The sequence below is a fragment of the Catellatospora sp. IY07-71 genome (assembly GCF_018326265.1).
Classification (GTDB): domain Bacteria; phylum Actinomycetota; class Actinomycetes; order Mycobacteriales; family Micromonosporaceae; genus Catellatospora.
The window spans coordinates 7402503-7420099 of sequence record NZ_AP023360.1 but is presented as its reverse complement, the minus strand read 5'-3'; the positions used below and the strand labels follow the sequence as shown (position 1 = coordinate 7420099).

At 72.5% G+C, this 17597-nt stretch carries 15 protein-coding genes; 10 read left to right on the top strand and 5 right to left on the bottom strand.

Annotated features, from left to right (window positions below; genetic code table 11):
* Positions 1–71: 71 nt before the first annotated feature.
* The gene (locus CS0771_RS33130; protein WP_212844671.1) at positions 72–596 is read left to right on the top strand and encodes a hypothetical protein; all 525 of its coding nucleotides are present in this window, start codon (positions 72–74) and stop codon (positions 594–596) included.
* A 101-nt stretch (positions 597–697) separates the two neighbouring features.
* Here CS0771_RS33130 and CS0771_RS33125 read toward each other — a convergent pair whose 3' ends face one another.
* Both CS0771_RS33125 and CS0771_RS33120 read right to left on the bottom strand, forming a co-directional pair.
* Positions 698–1396, bottom strand: a complete 699-nt coding sequence (locus CS0771_RS33125) for a hypothetical protein (protein WP_212844670.1) — start codon at positions 1394–1396, stop codon at positions 698–700.
* Positions 1397–1491: 95 nt separating this feature from the next.
* Positions 1492–1986, bottom strand: a complete 495-nt coding sequence (locus tag CS0771_RS33120; protein WP_212844669.1) for an SRPBCC domain-containing protein — start codon at positions 1984–1986, stop codon at positions 1492–1494.
* A gap of 213 nt (positions 1987–2199) precedes the next feature.
* Here CS0771_RS33120 and CS0771_RS33115 point away from each other — a divergent pair, with 213 nt between their 5' ends.
* Both CS0771_RS33115 and CS0771_RS33110 read left to right on the top strand, forming a co-directional pair.
* Positions 2200–2586: a PRC-barrel domain containing protein gene (locus CS0771_RS33115; protein ID WP_244871179.1), complete on the top strand. Its 387-nt coding sequence runs from the start codon at positions 2200–2202 to the stop codon at positions 2584–2586.
* 177 nt (positions 2587–2763) lie between these two features.
* Positions 2764–3036: a GlsB/YeaQ/YmgE family stress response membrane protein gene (locus CS0771_RS33110; protein WP_212844668.1), complete on the top strand. Its 273-nt coding sequence runs from the start codon at positions 2764–2766 to the stop codon at positions 3034–3036.
* Between the two features lie 43 nt (positions 3037–3079).
* On the opposite strand, the gene CS0771_RS33105 is transcribed toward CS0771_RS33110, so the two are convergent.
* Together CS0771_RS33105 and CS0771_RS33100 are read right to left on the bottom strand one after the other, a co-directional pair.
* A complete protein-coding gene (locus CS0771_RS33105; RefSeq protein WP_244871178.1) occupies positions 3080–3709 on the bottom strand; it encodes an alpha/beta hydrolase in 630 nt (209 codons plus the stop codon).
* 337 nt (positions 3710–4046) lie between these two features.
* Positions 4047–5243, bottom strand: a complete 1197-nt coding sequence (locus tag CS0771_RS33100) for a deoxyribodipyrimidine photo-lyase (protein ID WP_371821520.1) — start codon at positions 5241–5243, stop codon at positions 4047–4049.
* A gap of 66 nt (positions 5244–5309) precedes the next feature.
* Here CS0771_RS33100 and CS0771_RS33095 point away from each other — a divergent pair, with 66 nt between their 5' ends.
* From CS0771_RS33095 to CS0771_RS33065, 7 genes are all read left to right on the top strand, one after another.
* Positions 5310–6230, top strand: coding sequence for a MerR family transcriptional regulator (locus tag CS0771_RS33095; RefSeq protein WP_212844665.1), 921 nt, complete (start codon positions 5310–5312; stop codon positions 6228–6230).
* Between the two features lie 172 nt (positions 6231–6402).
* A complete protein-coding gene (locus tag CS0771_RS33090; RefSeq protein WP_212844664.1) occupies positions 6403–7269 on the top strand; it encodes a GNAT family N-acetyltransferase in 867 nt (288 codons plus the stop codon).
* Positions 7266–8372 (top strand): o-succinylbenzoate synthase, encoded by a 1107-nt coding sequence (gene menC, locus CS0771_RS33085; protein ID WP_212844663.1) that lies wholly within the window; start codon positions 7266–7268, stop codon positions 8370–8372. The genes CS0771_RS33090 and menC overlap by 4 nt, the downstream gene beginning before the upstream one ends.
* Before the next feature lie 100 nt (positions 8373–8472).
* Positions 8473–10029: an amidohydrolase family protein gene (locus CS0771_RS33080; RefSeq protein WP_212844662.1), complete on the top strand. Its 1557-nt coding sequence runs from the start codon at positions 8473–8475 to the stop codon at positions 10027–10029.
* Between the two features lie 502 nt (positions 10030–10531).
* Positions 10532–13846: a glycoside hydrolase family 48 protein gene (locus CS0771_RS33075; RefSeq protein ID WP_212844661.1), complete on the top strand. Its 3315-nt coding sequence runs from the start codon at positions 10532–10534 to the stop codon at positions 13844–13846.
* A 158-nt stretch (positions 13847–14004) separates the two neighbouring features.
* A complete protein-coding gene (locus tag CS0771_RS33070; RefSeq protein WP_212844660.1) occupies positions 14005–14697 on the top strand; it encodes a DUF4240 domain-containing protein in 693 nt (230 codons plus the stop codon).
* 92 nt (positions 14698–14789) lie between these two features.
* Entirely contained in the window at positions 14790–15182 is a 393-nt protein-coding gene (locus CS0771_RS33065) for a hypothetical protein (protein WP_212844659.1), read from the top strand.
* A 249-nt stretch (positions 15183–15431) separates the two neighbouring features.
* Here the strand turns inward: CS0771_RS33065 and CS0771_RS33060 are convergent, their stop codons facing one another.
* Positions 15432–17549 (bottom strand): alpha-galactosidase, encoded by a 2118-nt coding sequence (locus tag CS0771_RS33060; protein ID WP_244871177.1) that lies wholly within the window; start codon positions 17547–17549, stop codon positions 15432–15434.
* Positions 17550–17597: the final 48 nt, after the last annotated feature.

The window sequence follows — 17597 nt, the reverse complement described above, 5'->3', positions numbered from 1 at the left end:
ATGGCTCATTCTGCGTCCTGCATGGCGAAAACCGGCGGACGTGCGCGGCACCGTCGGCCTACAGTTCGCGGATGGCGCGCCCGCTGCTCTTCCTGGACGTCGACGGACCGCTCAACCCGTACGCCGCCAAGCCCTGCCGGCGGCCCGAGGGCTACCTCACCCATCGCATGGCCTTGGCCTCGCTGCAGGGCTACGACCTCATGGGCCGCCGGATCAAACCGCTGCGGGTATGGCTGCGGCCCGACCACGGGCCACGGCTGCTCGCCCTGCCGTACGACCTGGTGTGGGCGACGACCTGGACCGGCGAGGCCAACGAATGGATCTCTCCGGTGCTGGGGCTGCCCGAGCTGCCGGTGGTGCACTGGCCGCAGCCGCGTCCGGACGGCCGCGACGGCCTGCACTTCAAGACCCGGGCGCTCGTCGCGTGGGCGGACGGCCGCGACTTCGCCTGGGTCGACGACGAGCTGACCGGCATCGACGCGCGGTGGATCGGGGCGCACCACCCCGGGCGCGCGCTGCCCTACCGGGTCGACCCGCGCCTCGGGTTGCGCGACGACGACTTCGCCGCCCTGTCCGCCTGGGGCCGGTCGCCATGATCACTGTCTCGTGTCAGAAAGGGCGGTGCGACCACAGGTTCTGACACGAGACCACGATCATGGCCCGGCGGCCCGGCGGCCCGGCGGCCGGGCCGGGCGGGTCAGGCGAAGCGTTCCACGGTGACCGGGAGCAGGCCGCAGGCCCGGGCCTCTTGACGCAGCTCGTACAGCGCGGCGGGCACCGTCTCGTGATCGCCTTCGCGCAACCGGACGGTGACGTCGACGGCCCAGCCCAGGCCCGCGCCGATGCGCCGCAGCTCCCAGGCCACGTCGTGCGCCCCGGCCGTGCCCTGGGTGCGCCCGACGACCCGCCCCAGCGGGTCCAGTGCCGGGTCGACCGGCACCAGCTGCCAGGCGGCGCGCAGCTCGTCGAGCGCGGCGGCGGAGAAGTCACCGGCGAACAGGATCCGGTAGACGCGGCTGCCCGGTTCCGGCCCGTCGTTGAGGGACAGGGGTGCCGCGTTCGGCAGCCGCCGGTGGTCCAGGAAGTTGAGCCGCAGCACCGCCTCCTCGTCGAGCGCCCCGCCGCTGAGCAGCCGGTATGCCGTCTCGGCGGCGTCGCGGTGCACGGGGCGCAGCCTGCCGCGTACGGCGGGATCGGCACGCATGGCGGCGCCGAACTCGGCGGAACTCCACCAGCCACCGGTGTCGACGGTCCACGCGGAGGTGTCGAGGCCGCTGACGGTGCCGTCGTCGCGCACCGAGAACTCCTCGATGACGACGCCCTCGACCCGGTCGTCGGCCGGGCGCAGCAGCAGGTAGTAGTCCAGCGGGGCCGCCGTGTGCAGGGGAAGGGTCACCGTCCGATGATGCTCCCCGGCGAGGTCGCCGCGGTCGCGGCGCGCCGCGTGGCTGCGGGAGTGGGGCGATCGGGTGCGGGAACGGGGCAAAACGGTCAGTGCCGTGCCACGCGTTCCAGCCGCACCTCGGCCAGCGCGCGGGCGTCGTAGGTGCTCTCCCGGTTCTCCGCGAAGTCGGCCAGGCGGCTGAGCACCTCGATGTTGCGGCCGTGCAGCGCCAGGTCGTTGACCTTCGTGCGCATCCAGCGCATGGGGCCGCGGACGAAGTCCTCGACCAGGATGACCCGGGTGCGCCCGGCGTCCACGCGGACCAGGGTGAAGGCGACGACGGCCTCGCCCAGCGGCCACATCCTGGCCCGCATCACCAGCCGGTGCGGCGGATCGCAGCTGACCACGTGCGTGACGTCGGCCGTGGACAGCGGCCACGGGCCGACCTTGTGGTGCAGCCGGCTGCCCATGGCGGGCCAGCTGGAGTCGACGTCCCTGATGTGCGCGGTGCCGACCACCCAATCCGCGTAGCTCCAGCCGTCGGCCAGCACGGCGAAGACCCGCTCCGGGGAGGCCTCCATCACCCGCTCCGTTCGCGCCATGCCCGCACTCGTACCCATACCCCCGCCGATCCATGCATTCCGGGCGGAGTGGCCACGTGATCGCTCGACTTGCCTGGCACCTGGGCGAATCTTGGACGGTGATCCGCCCAAGTGCCAGGCAAGTCGGACGATCAATCGGCGGGCGGAGGTTAGCGGTGGATGGGAGCGGGTAGGCGGTTGTCGTCAGCAACCAGTCCGAAAGGAGGAGGAATCATGACCGCGATGAACCCGATCCCCTGGGACCCGTGGAGCTACAAGGAGGACCTCGACTACAAGACGACGGAGGACGGCGGAGACCGTTCGATCGTCGGCTTCCACGTCGAGGCGACCGACGGCGGTATCGGCAAGATCGATGAGACGACCGGCACCACCGGTTCGAGCTGCATCGTCGTCGACACCGGTCCGTGGATCTTCGGCAGCAAGCGGATGCTTCCCGCGGGTGTGGTGAACAACATCGACTTCCTCGAGGAGAAGGTGTACGTCAACCGCACCAAGGCCGAGATCAAGGATGCTCCGGAGTACGACCCGGACCGTCGCGACGACCTCCTGTACCGGGACCAGGTCGGCACGTACTACGCCGACCGCATGCCGCCCCGGTGACAACTGAGTAATGGGGCCCCGGCGTTCGCGCCGGGGCCCCATTCGTGTGCCCTCTCGGCCCAGTGGAATAGAGCGCCTAACACGCCGACCGCGTTGTTCTTAAAAGGACTCTGCGGGTGTTTAAGAGTCCGGGCGGGCGGGCAGTCCAATGCCAACGACATGAAAGGAAGGGACACCGTGGAAATCACCGGTATCTTCACCGCCATCATCATCGGTCTGGTCATCGGTGTGCTCGGTCGGCTGGTCCTGCCGGGCCGGCAGTCCATCGCCCTGTGGCTGACCATGCTCATCGGCGTCGTGGCGGCCCTGCTGGGCACGTTCGTGGCGGGCGCGTTCAACGTGGCCAACACGGGTGGCGTGGACTGGCTGGAGCTGCTCTTCCAGATCGGGTTCGCGGCGCTCGGCGTCGCGCTGGTCGCGCCGATCGCGTCCCGGTCGAACGTCGACTGAGACAGTCTCTCCGCACGAGGGCCGGGCACTCGCCCGGCCCTCGTCATGCTGTCCGGGGCGGGGTGGCCGCGGGCAGCTGGGCGGTGACGAAGGCACGGACGAGGTCGTGCCAGTGGCGGGCGCGGCGCAGCATGCCATGCCCGTCGCCGGTTACCTCGTGATAGGTCACGTGCGCGCCCGCCCGCGCGGCCGCGTCGGCGTAGCGGCGGGAGGCGTGCGGGTCGGTGATCCGGTCCCGGTCGCCGTGGGCGATCAGCACGGTGCGCCCGGCGAGCTGGTCCACGGGGTCGCCGGGCTCGATCCATGGTGCGAGCGCGCATACGGCGGTGACCTGCGGCGCGCCGGCGCCCCACAGTGCGGTGCGGCCGCCCATCGAGTGCCCGACGAGGATCACCGGGAGGCCGGGGTGGTGGCGGCGGGCGGCCTCGTCCAGTGCCCAGGCCAGGTCCCGGACCGGGTCGGCGGCGCCGCCGTTCCAGCCTCGATACCGGTACCGCAGCACCCATACCGCGGCGTCCGCGGGCGGTGTGCGCAGGAACGGCAGCATGCGCAGGTACGCCGGGCGCCCGCGGTGGGCGCGGCCGTGCCCGTCGGCGGCGCCGCCGTGCAGCACGACGACGAGCGCGCGCGGGTGCTCTGCGGCGTTGCGCACCTGCAAAGCGGGCCTGCGCATGTTCACTCCTTGCATCGCCCTCTGCGGAGTTCGTGCCCGGACGCTCCGCCGGTCTTCTGCCAAACCGAGGACACCAGTGTGCCTCGTCCGGCAGAATCGATGCAGAGAACGACGCATTATCGGTCGATGCCGTCGCGGTGGGCGGCATCGGCGAGTCCTCCCACCGGATCGCTGGATGCGTGATCACGCATCCAGCGATCTTGTGTGAAGGCGCCTAATCGCAGTTCAGATCTCGTATGGCAGCTGCGGCGGCGGGACTGCGAGGTCGTCCAGGCACCACGGTGTTCGTATAAGTGCAGATGGGAGGGCTCGTAGCGGTGACGGAACCGGTTCCGGCTCAGGTCCAGCGGCGGATGTACTCGCCGTCCGGGTCGAAGCGCTCGGTCTGGCGCTGCGGGCTGAATCGCCGGTACGGCTTGGTGTCGTTGCCGGTCCCGGCGACCCACTGCCAGTTGCCGTTGTTGTTGGCCACGTCGGCGTCGATGAGCAGCCGGGCGAACCAGGCCGCACCGTCGCGCCAGTCCAGGCCGAGGGTCTTGGTCAGGTACGACGCGGTGACCAGCCGGGCCCGGTTGTGCATCCAGCCCTCGGCGGCCAGCTGCCGCATGCCCGCGTCCACCAGCGGCACTCCGGTCTGCCCGGCCTGCCACGCCTGCAACGCCACCGGATCGTCCTTCCAGCGCTCCTCCGCGCCCGGCCGGTAGGCCTGGGAGCCGAGCTTCGGGAACGCGGCCAGCACCTGGTGGTAGAAGTCCCGCCAGCACAGCTGCCGCAGGTAGGCGTCGGGCAGGCCGTCCGTGACCGCCAGCGCCAGCGGGGACAGGTTGCCGAAGTGCAGGTACGGGCTCAGCCGGGAGGTTGCGTCGCCAGGCAGGTCGTCGTGCCGGTCGGGGTAGGCGGCGGCGTGCGGCAGCCAGGCCTTCAGCCGGCGCCGCGCCTCGGTCTCGCCGCCGGGCATCAGGCTCGGCGACTCGCCGGGCGCGTCCCCGAGCACCTTGCGCGGATCGTCGCCGGTGACGCCCTCGGGCAGGGGGATCCGCCGCGGCGTGGCCACGGTGCCGCGCCAGCGCTGGGACTGCCAGGCGCGCCAGTACGGCGTGAACACCCTGTAGTGGTCGCCGCCGGTCGAGGGCGTGACCGCGCCGGGCGGGACCACGGTCACCCCCGGGAACAGCTTGAGCGCGAGCCGCTCCCGCTCGCAGGCGCGGGTGAGGCGCTCCTGGCGGCGCAGCGCGTACGCGGAGACGTCCGCGGTCACCGCCACGCCGTCGGCGCCGACCGCGCGGGCCACCCGGATGGTCTCGGCGACCGGGTCGCCGGAGCGCACGAGCAGGTCACCGCCGCGACGGCGCAGCGCCTCGCGCAGGTCACCCAGGCTCTCCAGCAGGAAACGGCGCCGGTTGGCGGGCACGTCCAGGCTCCGGTCGGCGACGAACAGCGGCACCACGTGTTCGGCGTTCGCGCACGCGCCCGCGAGCGCGGGCTGGTCGTGCACGCGCAGGTCCCGGGTGAGCAGCAGCACGGCGGTTTTCATGGTCATCACCAGCGCAGATAACGATGCAACAATCAACGCAACTGTACCCTGCGGTACGCTCTCGGCGTGGCAGACGACGACGAGGGTCTGAGTGCGGGTGCCGTCGCCCGGCGGCTCGGCATCGCCGTGACCACGCTGCGCACCTGGCATCAGCGGTACGGGCTCGGGCCCAGCGCGCACGACCCCGGCCACCACCGCCGCTACGACGCGGCCGACCTGCGCCGGCTGGAGACGATGCAGCGGCTCACCGCGCAGGGTGTGCCGGCTGCCGAGGCCGCGCGCATCGCCCGCTCGGCCACCGACGACGGCATCGCCGAGCTGGGCGAGGAGCGCCCGGCGGCCCGCGCCGGGGGCGGGCACACCGTGGCCGTGGGCCGCGCCGGCGCCCAGGCCCGCGGCCTGGCCCGGGCCGCGATGCGGCTGGACGCGCTGACCGTACGCCACCTGGTGCACGACGCGGTGGCCCAGCACGGGGTGGCGGCGGCCTGGCAGGACCTGCTGGTGCCGGTGCTCGCCGGGATCGGTGCCCGGCACGCCGCCACGCAGCGCCTGGTCGAGGTCGAGCACCTGGTGTCGCGGTGTGTCAGCGAGGTGCTCGGTGGGGTGCCCCGCCCCGCGCCCGGCTCGCCCGTGCCCGTGCTGCTGGCCTGCGCCGACGAGGAGCAGCACAGCCTGCCGCTGGAGGCGCTGGCCGCCGCGCTGGCCGAACGCGGGGTCGCCGCGCGGCTGCTGGGGGCCAGGGTGCCGCCGCGTGCCCTGCTCGACGCGGTGCGGCGTACCGGCCCGGCCATCGCGGTGATCTGGTCGCACACGGCCGGCACGGCCGATGTGGCGACCCTGCGCGAGCTGCTCGCGATGCCGCAGCGGCCGCCCGTGGTCGCCGCGGCCGGCCCCGGCTGGCCCGACGAGCTCCCCGAGGGCGTGCTCAACCCGAAGACGCTCGACTCGGCCGTCACCCTCGCCATCGCCGTCAGCGAGGCCGGCTGACGGGCATGTTCGCGCCGATGACCGCGGTGGGTGGGTTTCGTCGGCCGCGACGATGAAGGCGCGATCCGCCGACCCGTACGGTTCTGCTGCAACGGCCGGTTCCGAAGCTGCGCCCCGTGCTTACGGTGGAGGTGGCAGCGGTGCGCGGCCGGCGGGCAGAGAGTGGGTCGACGTGACGGAGCAGATCACCCTCGACGCGGTCGAGGAGGCGGAGGCGCTGGCCACCGCGGCCGCCGAGCGGCTGGACATACGCATGCGGGAGCTGGTCACCGTGGCCGAGCAGCATGCCGCCGCGGAACTGCTGTGCCGGATCTGGCGGGCGGACTCGCCCGACCAGCTAATCAACAGCGGGATGATGCGCGCGCTGGAGCACTCCGGCAACTACGTCGTCGGCGCGTACCGCGACGATGTCCTCATCGGCACGGCGGTGGGCTTCTTCGGCGTGGGTCATCTGCACTCGCACATCGCCGGCGTGGACCCGGCGCGGCAGAGCCGCGGCGTGGGCTTCGCCCTCAAGCAGCACCAGCGGGCCTGGGCCCTGGCGCGAGGGGTCGGTGAGGTGTGCTGGACCTTCGACCCGCTGGTGCGCCGCAACGCGCACGTGAACCTGCACAAGCTCGGCGCGACGGCGGCCGCCTACCTGCCGGACTTCTACGGCGAGATGAACGACGGCATCAACACCGGCGAGGCCACCGACCGCATCTACGTGCGCTGGGACCTGCTGTCACCGGCCGCCTGCGCGGCGGCCCGGGGTGAGACCGCCGAGGTCGAGCTGTGGGTGCAGGCCGCGGCCGGAGAGCTGCTGGGCCGCACCGCCGAGGACGCGCCGCGCGTGCCGGACCAGCCTCCGCCGCCGGACGGGCGGCCGCTGCTGGTGGCGGTGCCCGCCGACGTGGAGGCGCTGCGGCGGCGCGACCGCGACACGGCACGGGCCTGGCGGTACGCGGTGCGCGAGGCGATCTGCGCCGCGCTGGAAGCGGGTTACCGGATCACCGGGATCACCCGGGACGGACGGTACGTGTTGGAGGTCAGATCATGAAGGTGACCGGGTTCGAGCTGCGCCGCATCGCGATGCCGCTGGTCAGTCCGTTCCGGACGTCGTTCGGGGTGGAGCGGGACCGCGACGTGCTGCTGGTGCGCGCGGTCACCGAGGAGGGGGCCGAGGGCTGGGGCGAGTGCGTGGCCATGTCCGCGCCGCTGTACTCCAGCGAGTACGTCGACGCGGCCGCCGAGGTGGTGCGCCGCTACCTGGTCCCGGCGGTGCTGAGCCTGCCCGACGCCGACCCGTACCAGGCCGAGGTGCCCTTCGCGAAGATCAAGGGGCACCCGATGGCGAAGGCCGCGGTGCAGACCGCGCTGCTCGACGCCCGGCTGCGGCTGGCCGGCATGCCGCTGGCCGCGCACCTGGGCGCGGTGCGCGACCGGGTCCCCGCGGGTGTCTCCGTCGGCATCATGGACTCGATCCCGGAGCTGCTCGACGCGGTCGAGGGCTACCTCGCCGAGGGCTACCTGCGGATCAAGCTGAAGATCCAGCCCGGCTGGGACGTGGCGCCCGTCCGGGCGGTGCGCGAGCGCTTCGGCGACATTCTGCTCCAGGTCGACGCGAACACCGCGTACACGCTGGCCGACGCCCGGCACCTGGCCAAGCTCGACCCGTTCGACCTGCTGCTGATGGAGCAGCCGCTGCCCGAGGACGACATCCGGGGCCACGCCGAGCTGGCCCGGCAGGTGCGCACCCCGATCTGCCTGGACGAGTCCATCACCAGCGCCCGCGCCGCCGCCGACGCGATCGCGCTCGGGGCCACGTCCGTCGTCAACATCAAGCCCGGCCGGGTCGGCGGCTACCTGGAGGCCCGCCGCGTACACGACGTCTGCGCCGCCAACGGCGTACCCGTCTGGGTCGGCGGCATGCTGGAGACCGGCCTCGGCCGCGCCGCCAACGTCGCCCTCGCCGCGCTGCCCGGCTGCGTCCTGCCCGGCGACACCTCCGCCTCGGACCGCTACTTCTCCCGCGACATCACCGCCCCCTTCGTCCTCGCCGACGGCCACCTCCCCGTCCCCACCGCCCCCGGCATCGGCGTCGACCCCGACCCCGCCACCCTCGCCGAGGTCACCACCGCCACCGAATGGCTTGGCAGATAAGGAAGGGCACCTTCTTATCGGATTCCGTAGTAGAAGGTGCCCTTCTTAACGCTGCCTGAACGCGCGGCCGCCTACGGTGTCGATCAAGGAGGAGAGACGAATGCACGAGCTGGTACTGCGCGGTGGCACCGTCATCGACGGACTCGGCGGCCCGGCCGTCGTCGCGGACGTGGCGATCTCCGGCGAGCGGGTGACGGCTGTCGGTGCCGAGCTCGGCCCGGCCCGCCGCGAGCTGGACGTGACCGGACTGGTCGTCGCGCCCGGGTTCATCGACCCGCACAGCCACTCGGACATGGTGCCGCTGATGGCCGAGCCGCAGCCGTTCAAGCTGCTCCAGGGCGTCACCACGGAGATCGTCGGCAACTGCGGGTTCTCGTTCGCGCCGCTGGACGCGGGGGGCATCGAAGCCGCGGGCGCGCTGTTCGCCGAGATCGCGGGCCCGGTGCCGGTGTCGCCGCTGGACTTCGCCGGATACCTGGCCGCCGTCGACGCGGCGGGCTCGGCCAACCACATCGCCGCGCTGGTCGGGCACAACACGCTGCGCGTGCAGGCCAACGGTATGGACGAGACGCTGCGCCCCGGCGCGCTGGAGCAGATGTGCCGGCTCGCCGACGAGGCGTTCGCGGCGGGCGCGATCGGCCTGTCCAGCGGCCTGATCTACCCGCCGGGCAGCTACGGCGACACCGAGGAGCTGGTCGCGCTGGCCCGGGTCGCGCACCGGTGGAACCGGCCGTACACCACGCACATGCGCAACGAGGACGACCGCCTGGCCGAGGCGCTCGACGAAGCGATCGCGATCGCCACTCGGGCAAGGGTGCGCTTGCAGGTGTCCCACTGCAAGGTCGCCGGGCGGGCCAACCACGGCGGCGCGAAGATGCTGCTGTCCAAGCTGCACGACGCCCGGCTGGCGGGGGTGGACGTACGCGGCGACGTGTACCCGTACCGCGCGGGCGGCACCTTCCTCAACGCCCTGCTGCCGGGCTCGGCACAGGTCGGCGGCACGGCGGCGCTGCGGGCCCGGCTGGCCGACCCGGCCGCGCGGGCGGCACTGCGGGCGCAGGCCGAGGACCTCACCCAGCCCAACGGCTTCTGGGCCCGGGTCACCCCGGCCGACGTGCTGGTCACCACGCACCTGGCCCGGCCGGACGCGATCGGGCGCACGCTGGACGGGCTGGCGGGCGGCGGCGACGCCTTCGACACCCTGTGTGAGCTGCTCATCGCCGATCCCGGCGCGGGCATGGTCATCACGATGATGGCCGAGGAGGACGTCGAGACGATCATGGCGGACCCGCTGGTCGGCATCGGCTCCGACAACGGGCCGCCGGTGGGGTTGCAGCACCCGCGCACCTGGGGCTGCTTCCCGCGGGTGCTGGGGGAGTACGTGCGCGAGCGCGGCGTGCTCACCCTGCCCGAGGCGGTACGCAAGATGACCTCGGCGATCGCCGACCAGTTCGGCCTGGCCGGGCGCGGGTTCGTGGGCGCGGGCGCGGCAGCGGACCTGGTGGTCTTCGATCCGGCGACGATCGGCCATGAGGGCACGTACGAGGTGCCCGACGTGCGCCCGGTCGGGGTGGTGCACGTGCTGCTCGCGGGCCACCCGGTGGTCGTCGGCGGCGACTACGCCGGCGAGCGCCACGGCCGCGTCCTGCGCGGCTGACGCTCTCCCCGATGGGGGTCGCGGGTCGCGGGTCGCGTGCCGCGTGCCGTGGTGCAGTTTCGGGGAAACCGGCCGAAAGCGCGCCGCCGTGCCTGCACTTTCCCCGAAACTGCGGGGCGCGCCCACGCGCGGCCCACGCGGCCCAGGCGGCCCACGGGCCAACGCGGCCCACGCGGCTGACGCGCGCGGCGTGTGAGAGTCGCGAAGGGACACCGCGCCCGCAGGGTTAAGAAGGGCACCTTCTTCTACGCACAGCGTTAAGAAGGTGCCCTTCCTTTCCTTGGGGGAGGCTGAGAACGGCTGCGTGGTCGAGCCTTGTGATCAACAGGGGTCGATGCGATGCTGTCATCTACTCGTGTGGAGCCTCACGCGGATCGGGCGGCCGAGGGCATCCGGTTACGGACGGCGCCTGACTGGCCGCTGCATGGCCGTCGCCACCTCGTCGTCGTTCTCGGCCCGATTCCGGGACTAGCGGCCGGCACCCGCTCCATGAGGAGAGCTCATGAGTATCCGCACGTTGAGGCGTCGTGCTGCGCTGTGCGCGGTCGGCGCCATGGTCGTGGTCTCGGGGGCAGCGATCGCCACCCCCGCCCACGCCGCCGTGTCCTGCCGGGTCACCTATACGAAAGCGTGGGACAACGGCAGCGGCTTCGGCGCGAACATCACCATCACCAACACCGGCGACCCGCTGACCAGCTGGTCGCTCACCTGGACGTGGCCCGGCAACCAGGGCGGCATCCAGGGCTGGTCGGCAAGCTACAGCCAGTCGGGGCAGAACGTCACCGCGACGAACCTGTCCTACAACGGCAACCTGGCCAACGGCGCGTCGACCACCATCGGCTTCAACGCCTCGTACAGCGGCACGAACACCAACCCGAGCAACTTCGCGATCAACGGCGTCTCCTGCGGCGACACCACGCCCACGCCCAGCCTGGTCGTCTCGCCGACCAGCGTGTCCGTGCCCGAGGGCGGCACCGCCACCTACGCGGTGCGGCTCAGCTCGGCCCCGGCGTCGAACGTCACCGTCACCACGACGGCCGGCTCCGGCGACGGCAACCTCACCGTGTCCGCGGGCGGCAGCCTGACCTTCACGTCGGCGAACTGGAACACGAACCAGATCGTCACGCTGGCGGCGGCCGAGGACTCGGACACGACCAACGGCACCCGGCCGTTCACCGTCGCGGCGAGCGGGCTGACCTCGGTCACCGTGAACGCGACCGAGGCCGACAACGACTCGGTCACGCCGCAGTCGCTGGTCGTCTCGTCGACCGCGGTGACCGTCCCCGAGGGCGGCACGGGCACCTACACGGTGCGCCTGGCCGCGCAGCCGTCGGGCAACGTCACCGTCACGAACACGGCGGGCACCGGTGACACGAGCCTCACGGTGTCGTCGGGGGCGAGCCTGACCTTCACCACGTCGAACTGGAGCACCCCGCAGACGGTCACCGTGGCCGCCGCGCAGGACTCCGACACGACCAACGGCACCCGCCCGATCACCGTGGCGTCCAGCGGTCTCACCTCGGTGAACGTGACCGCGACCGAGGCCGACGACGACTCCGTCACGCCGCAGGGCCTGGTCGTCACGCCGACCAGCGTCAACGTGCCCGAGGGCTCGACCGCGGTGTACGCGGTGAACCTGGCGGCGCAGCCGACCGCGAACGTCACGGTCACCTCGACCGCGGGCAGCGGCGACACCAGCATCACGGTCTCGTCCGGCGCGAGCCTGACGTTCACGACCAGCAACTGGAACACGCCCCAGAACGTCACCCTGGCCGCGGCGCAGGACACCGACAGCACCAACGGCACCCGGCCGATCACGGTCGCGTCCAGCGGGCTGTCCTCGGTGACCGTGACCGCGACCGAGGTCGACGACGAGAACACGGCGAACTCCTACATCACCGAGTTCACCACGCAGTACAACAAGCTCAAGGACCCGGCCAACGGCTACTTCTCGCCCGAGGGCATCCCGTACCACTCGATCGAGACGCTGATCGTCGAGGCGCCCGACCACGGCCACGAGACCACGTCCGAGGCGTTCAGCTTCTGGATCTGGCTGGAGGCGCAGTACGGCCGGGTCACCGGCAACTGGACCCCGTTCAACAACGCCTGGAACATCACCGAGCAGTACGTCATCCCGTCCGCGGCCGCCCAGCCGGGCCAGAGCACGTACAACCCGGCCGACCCGGCCGACTACGCGCCCGAGGGGCTGCTGCCCAGCAACTACCCGGTGCCGCTGAGCACCAGCGTGGTGGCCGGACAGGACCCGCTGGCCAACGAGCTGCAGTCGACGTACGGCAACCGCAACGTCTACGGCATGCACTGGCTGCTGGACGTCGACGACGTGTACAAGTACGGCACCGGCCGGACCGGCGCGGAGTGCGGCGACAGCACCCAGCGGGTGACCTACATCAACACGTTCCAGCGCGGGCCGCAGGAGTCGGCGTGGGAGACGATCGCGCACCCGTCGTGTGACACGGGCCGGTTCGCGAACTTCCCGTCGCTGTTCATCCAGGGCTCGTCCACGGGGCAGTGGCGCTACACCAACGCCCCGGACGCCGACGCCCGCGCGGTGCAGGCGGCGTACTGGGCGCTGCAGTGGGCCACGGCCCAGGGCAACCAGTCGCAGATCTCGGCGACCGTGGCCAAGGCCGCGAAGATGGGTGACTACCTGCGGTACTCGATGTACGACAAGTACTTCAAGAACCCGGGCTGCACCTCCCCCTCGTGTGCCGCCGGCTCCGGCAAGAGCAGCAGCAACTACCTGCTGTCCTGGTACTACGCGTGGGGCGGTGACATCGGCGGCGCCTGGTCGTGGCGCATCGGCTCCAGCCACAACCACCAGGGCTACCAGAACCCGCTCGCCGCGTACGTGCTCGGCTCGTCCGGCCCGACCGCGCTGCGCCCGCAGTCGCCGACGGCCGCCGCGGACTGGGACACCAGCCTCAACCGCCAGCTCGACTTCTACCTCTGGCTGCAGTCGGCCGAGGGCGCCATCGCCGGTGGCGCGACGAACAGCTGGAACGGCAACTACTCGGCGCCGCCCGCGGGCACGCCGACGTTCTACGGGCTGGCGTACGACGTGAAGCCGGTCTACCACGACCCGCCGAGCAACCAGTGGTTCGGCTTCCAGGCCTGGTCGCTGCACCGGGTCGCGGAGCTGTACTACGCCACCGGCAACGCGAAGGCCAAGCAGATCATGGACAAGTGGGTCGCCTGGGCGGTCTCGCAGACCACGCTCGGCTCGGGCTCCTCGTTCACCATCCCCGGTGACATGACCTGGACCGGCGCGCCGTCCGGCAACTTCAGCGGCGGCACCGTGGCGGCCAACCCCAACCTGCACGTCTCGGTCGTCAAGACCAGCAACGACGTCGGCGTCGCGGCGGCCTACGCGCGCACCCTGACGTACTACGCGGCCAAGGCAGGCAACACCACGCTCGGCAACTCGGCCAAGGCGACCGCGAAGGGCCTGCTGGACCGGATGATCATGCTCAAGGCCAACGACACCAAGGGCATCGTGGTGCCGGAGACCCGCGAGGACTACAAGCGGTTCGACGACGTGTACAACGCGTCGACGGGCGACGGCCTGTACGTCCCGTCGGGCTTCAGCGGCACCATGGGCACCGGCGTGCCGATCAACTCCAGTTCGACGTTCATGTCGATCCGGCCGTTCTACCAGACCGACCCCGCCTGGCCGGCGGTCCAGTCGTACCTGAGCGGCTCCGGCCCCGCCCCCACCTTCACCTACCACCGCTTCTGGGCGCAGGCCGACATCGCCATGGCCTTCGCCGACTACGGCAGCCTGTTCCCCGCCGGCTGACCCCCACCACCCGCCCGCCCCGGCGCACCCGCCGGGGCGGGCCCCTTCCTTCCTGCGTTGATCATGAACTTATGGGCGTGTTCGGCGGTGTGTCGCGACCCTGACGCCGTGATCGAGTTCCCGACGCGACCTACCACCCGTCGCACGGGTGTGCGACAGTGCTGGCCGTGGATGTGGGGGAGTTCTGGGGGCTCGTCGAGCGTGCGGTGCGTGAGTGCGCCGGGCGCCGGGCTCGCGCGACCTGGTTGCAGGAGCGGCTGTCCGGCCGCGGCGCGACCGACATCCTGGACTTCGAGGTGCACCTCGACGACGCGTCCGACCGCGCCATGACCTGGCTCATGTGGGGCGCGGCCACCCGCATCGTCGGCCCGTGCACCGACGACACCTTCCACTACCTGCGCAACTGGCTGATGACCCTGGGCCGGGAGACCTTCGAGCGCGTCGTCGCCGACCCCGACTCGCTGGCGCTGGTGCCGCAGGTCCGGCAGCTGGCCGCCCGGGACCGCATCCGCTGGCGGCTCGACGAGTGGCCGGAGTGGGAGGAGCTCGACTACGCCGCGGGCGAGGCGTGGGAGGGCGTACGCGGCGCGGGCGCCAACATCTACCGCGCCGTCGAGCAGCACCGCCCGCACCCCCGGCTGCTTACGCTCCAGGACGAGCGCTGGGATCTGGCCGACCCGGCCGAGGCGGCCCGGCGGCTGCCCCGCCTGACGACACTGTTCAGCCGCAGCGCGCCGCCGGACCGGGCGGGCGCCGAAGGGGGCCCGCCCGCGCCGTGGCCTGCGGCCGAGCAGATTCCCGGGCAGCTCGTCATCCCCGGCCTGCTCGATGTCGACGGCCGTCCGATTTGACACCGTCTGGCACAGTGCATCGAACCGGCATGATCGCCGGCGGCCCGGGTACCCGGAGCGGGAACCGGCCGGATCGGCCCTGGGAGGCGACAGTGACGGAGAACGCGAACGGGCCCGGTCCGGCGGACGGCCGAGGGGACCCACAGCGCGAGTACCCTGGCGTCCCGGCCGGCGGTGGTCCCGACCTGCCTCGTGAGGACGCAGGCGTCGAGCCGAAGGGCGGAGGTGCAGACCTGCCTCGCGAGGACCCAGGCACCGAGCCGAAGGGCGGAGGTGCAGACCTGCCTCGCGAGGACCCGGCCACCGAGCCGAAGGACGGCGGCAACGCGCTGGCGCTGGGCATCGCCCTGGGCGCCGCGCTCGGCGTTGCCTTCGGCGTGGCTATGGACAACATCGGGCTGGGCCTCGGCATGGGCATCGCCATCGGCGTGGCGCTGGGCGCCGGCATCCAGGAGCACCGGCGGCGCCGCCCACCCGAGGAGTGAGCTGCCGGGAACCCGGCCTTCCTCCCAGCCCCGACCCGTCCCACCGCCCACCGCTCAGGTGTGAAGATCGCCGTTTCGTGTCGAAACCTGCGGTCTGACCCCACTTCCTGACACCGGATTGCGATCTTCAGCGGGGCGGCGAGGGCTGGGAGACGGCGATCATGGCCTGATCCGGATCCGGCCCGAGCGGTGCGGGCGTTAAGAAGGGCACCTTCCTCTACGTAAAGCGATAACAAGGTGCCCTTCCTTTCAAACGCGGTGGAGTTCGAGGGCGTAGGACTCGGCGGGGCGCAGGGGTGGGGCCAGGAGGCCGTGGGTGGCCAGGGCCGCGCCGGTGAGGGTCAGGTCGGGGTGCCAGGGGCGGCCGTGCAGGCGGGGGCCGGGTAGTTCGGGGAGCAGGGAGAGGCGGTAGCGCGCCGCCGGGTCGAGGCCGGGCAGGCGCAGGCGGGTGGCCCCGTCGCGGGTGCTTGCGGTGAGCTGGGCGTACGCGAACACCGCGTGCCCGCGGTCCGCCGCGACCACGCCGTACAGGAACGCGGACGGGTCGGGGTGGTCGGCGCGCACGGTGCGGCCGGTGTGGAGCAGGCCGCGCAGCCGCTTGTACGCGCCGATCCAGGCGCTCAGCTCGGCGCGCTCGGCGTCGGTGCAGCAGGTGACGTCCCACTCGATGCCGGCGTGCCCGAACAGGGCCGTCAGGCAGCGGAAGGCCAGCGAGGTGGCCCGGCCGTTGGTGTGCGAGACGGGCGGGCCGACGTGGCAGCCGACCAGCTCCGGCGGCAGCAGCAGGCCCGTCCAGCGCTGGATGTGCTGCCGCTCCAGGGCGTCGTTGTTGTCCGAACCCCACACCCGGTCGGTGCGGGCCAGCACCCCGAGATCGACCCGGCTCCCGCCGGACGAGCAGGACTCGATCTCCAGCCCGGGGTGCCGAGTGCGCAGCGCGTCGAGCAGCCGGTACACCGCGACGGTCTGCGCGTGCACGCCCGCGCCGCCGTCGTGTACCGCCTCGACCAGGTCCCGGTTGTGGTCCCACTTCAGGTACGCCGGGCGGTACTCGCCGACCAGCGCGTCCAGCCGCTCCAGCAGGTACGCGAACACCTCGGGGCGGGCCACGTCGAGCACGTGCTGCCAGCGCAGCTCGTCGGGCAGCCGGCCGGGCGCGGCCAGCACCCAGTCCGGGTGCTCCCGGGCCAGCCGCGAGTCCGGGTTGACCATCTCCGGCTCGACCCACAGACCGAACTGCATACCGAGCCGGTGCACCTCGTCCACCAGCGGGTGCAGGCCGTCCGGCCACACCTGCGGGTCGACGTACCAGTCGCCGAGCCCGGCGCGGTCGTCGCGGCGGCCCAGGAACCACCCGTCGTCGAGCACGAACCGCTCCACGCCCAGCTCCGCCGCCGTACGGGCCAGCGCGGTCAGCTTGGCCAGGTCGTGGTCGAAGTAGACGGCCTCCCAGGTGTTCAGGGTGACCGGCCGGGGCGTGGCCGGGTGCGACGGGCGGGCGCGCAGCCAGCCGTGCACGGCCGCGGACAGCCCGTCCAGCCCCGACGGCGAGTACGCGAAGTACGCCCACGGCGTCTCGTACGTCTCGTCCTGCGCCAGCCGGACCTCGCCGGAGCCGAGCAGCTCGCCGCCGCCGAGCACCGCGTCGCGCTCGGGCAGCCGCTGCGCCAGGTGCTGGTGGTCGCCGCTCCAGCCGACGTGCACGCCCCACACCTCGCCGTGGCCGAATCCGAAGCCCGGCGTGCCGACGGTGAACAGCGGCGGCGCGCCGAAGCCGGTCCGGCCGCGACGGCTCTCGTGGGCGATGGTCTGGTCACCGAAGGCGGAACGCTGCGGCACGCGCTCGCGCGACCAGCGGCCGGTGAAGTCGAGCAGTTCGGCCGCCTGGGCGGGCACCGGCAGCAGGCAGAGCAGGCTGTCCAGGTGCCACGTGCCCGGCGCGGTGCTGGTGACGGCGTGCCGCATCCGGACCAGGCCCTGTGGGGTGAGCTGCAGCTCGCTGCGTACCGTGATGCCCGCGGTTTCGTCGTGCGAGACCGCGGCGAGGGTGCCGCCGCCGTCCGGACCGGCCACGACGCTGACCGGGGCGGCGAGGGTCAGCCGCAGGTGGCCGGGCCCGCCGTCGCGGTGGCCGGTCACGCCGGGCCGTCCCGCCCAGCGGTCGAACTGGGTGGGCAGCAACGGCACCGACGGTGGCAGCGCGTTCCCGCCGGCCTCCTGCGCGGCGAACAGGGCGAGCAGCAGCTCCGGGCCGGTCTCGCCCAGGTCGGCGCCCCAGTGCAGCACGCGGGGCAGGCGCGGCCCGGCGATGTCGAGGACCAGGGACACGTCCGCGGCGTGCAGCGCCACCAGTTCGGAGTCGGCCACGTTTTCCCACCCGTTCCAACGAAATCCCACACGACCGGACGGCAAGCA

What these genes read in the sequence shown, in the direction of transcription:
- CS0771_RS33130 (WP_212844671.1), top strand. Translation starts at nt 72, where the DNA reads ATGGCGCGCCCGCTGCTCTTCCTGGACGTCGACGGACCGCTCAACCCG.
- CS0771_RS33120 (WP_212844669.1), bottom strand. Translation starts at nt 1,986, where the DNA reads ATGGCGCGAACGGAGCGGGTGATGGAGGCCTCCCCGGAGCGGGTCTTC.
- CS0771_RS33115 (WP_244871179.1), top strand. Translation starts at nt 2,200, where the DNA reads ATGACCGCGATGAACCCGATCCCCTGGGACCCGTGGAGCTACAAGGAG.
- CS0771_RS33105 (WP_244871178.1), bottom strand. Translation starts at nt 3,709, where the DNA reads ATGCGCAGGCCCGCTTTGCAGGTGCGCAACGCCGCAGAGCACCCGCGC.
- CS0771_RS33100 (WP_371821520.1), bottom strand. Translation starts at nt 5,243, where the DNA reads ATGAAAACCGCCGTGCTGCTGCTCACCCGGGACCTGCGCGTGCACGAC.
- menC (WP_212844663.1), top strand. Translation starts at nt 7,266, where the DNA reads ATGAAGGTGACCGGGTTCGAGCTGCGCCGCATCGCGATGCCGCTGGTC.
- CS0771_RS33080 (WP_212844662.1), top strand. Translation starts at nt 8,473, where the DNA reads ATGCACGAGCTGGTACTGCGCGGTGGCACCGTCATCGACGGACTCGGC.
- CS0771_RS33075 (WP_212844661.1), top strand. Translation starts at nt 10,532, where the DNA reads ATGAGTATCCGCACGTTGAGGCGTCGTGCTGCGCTGTGCGCGGTCGGC.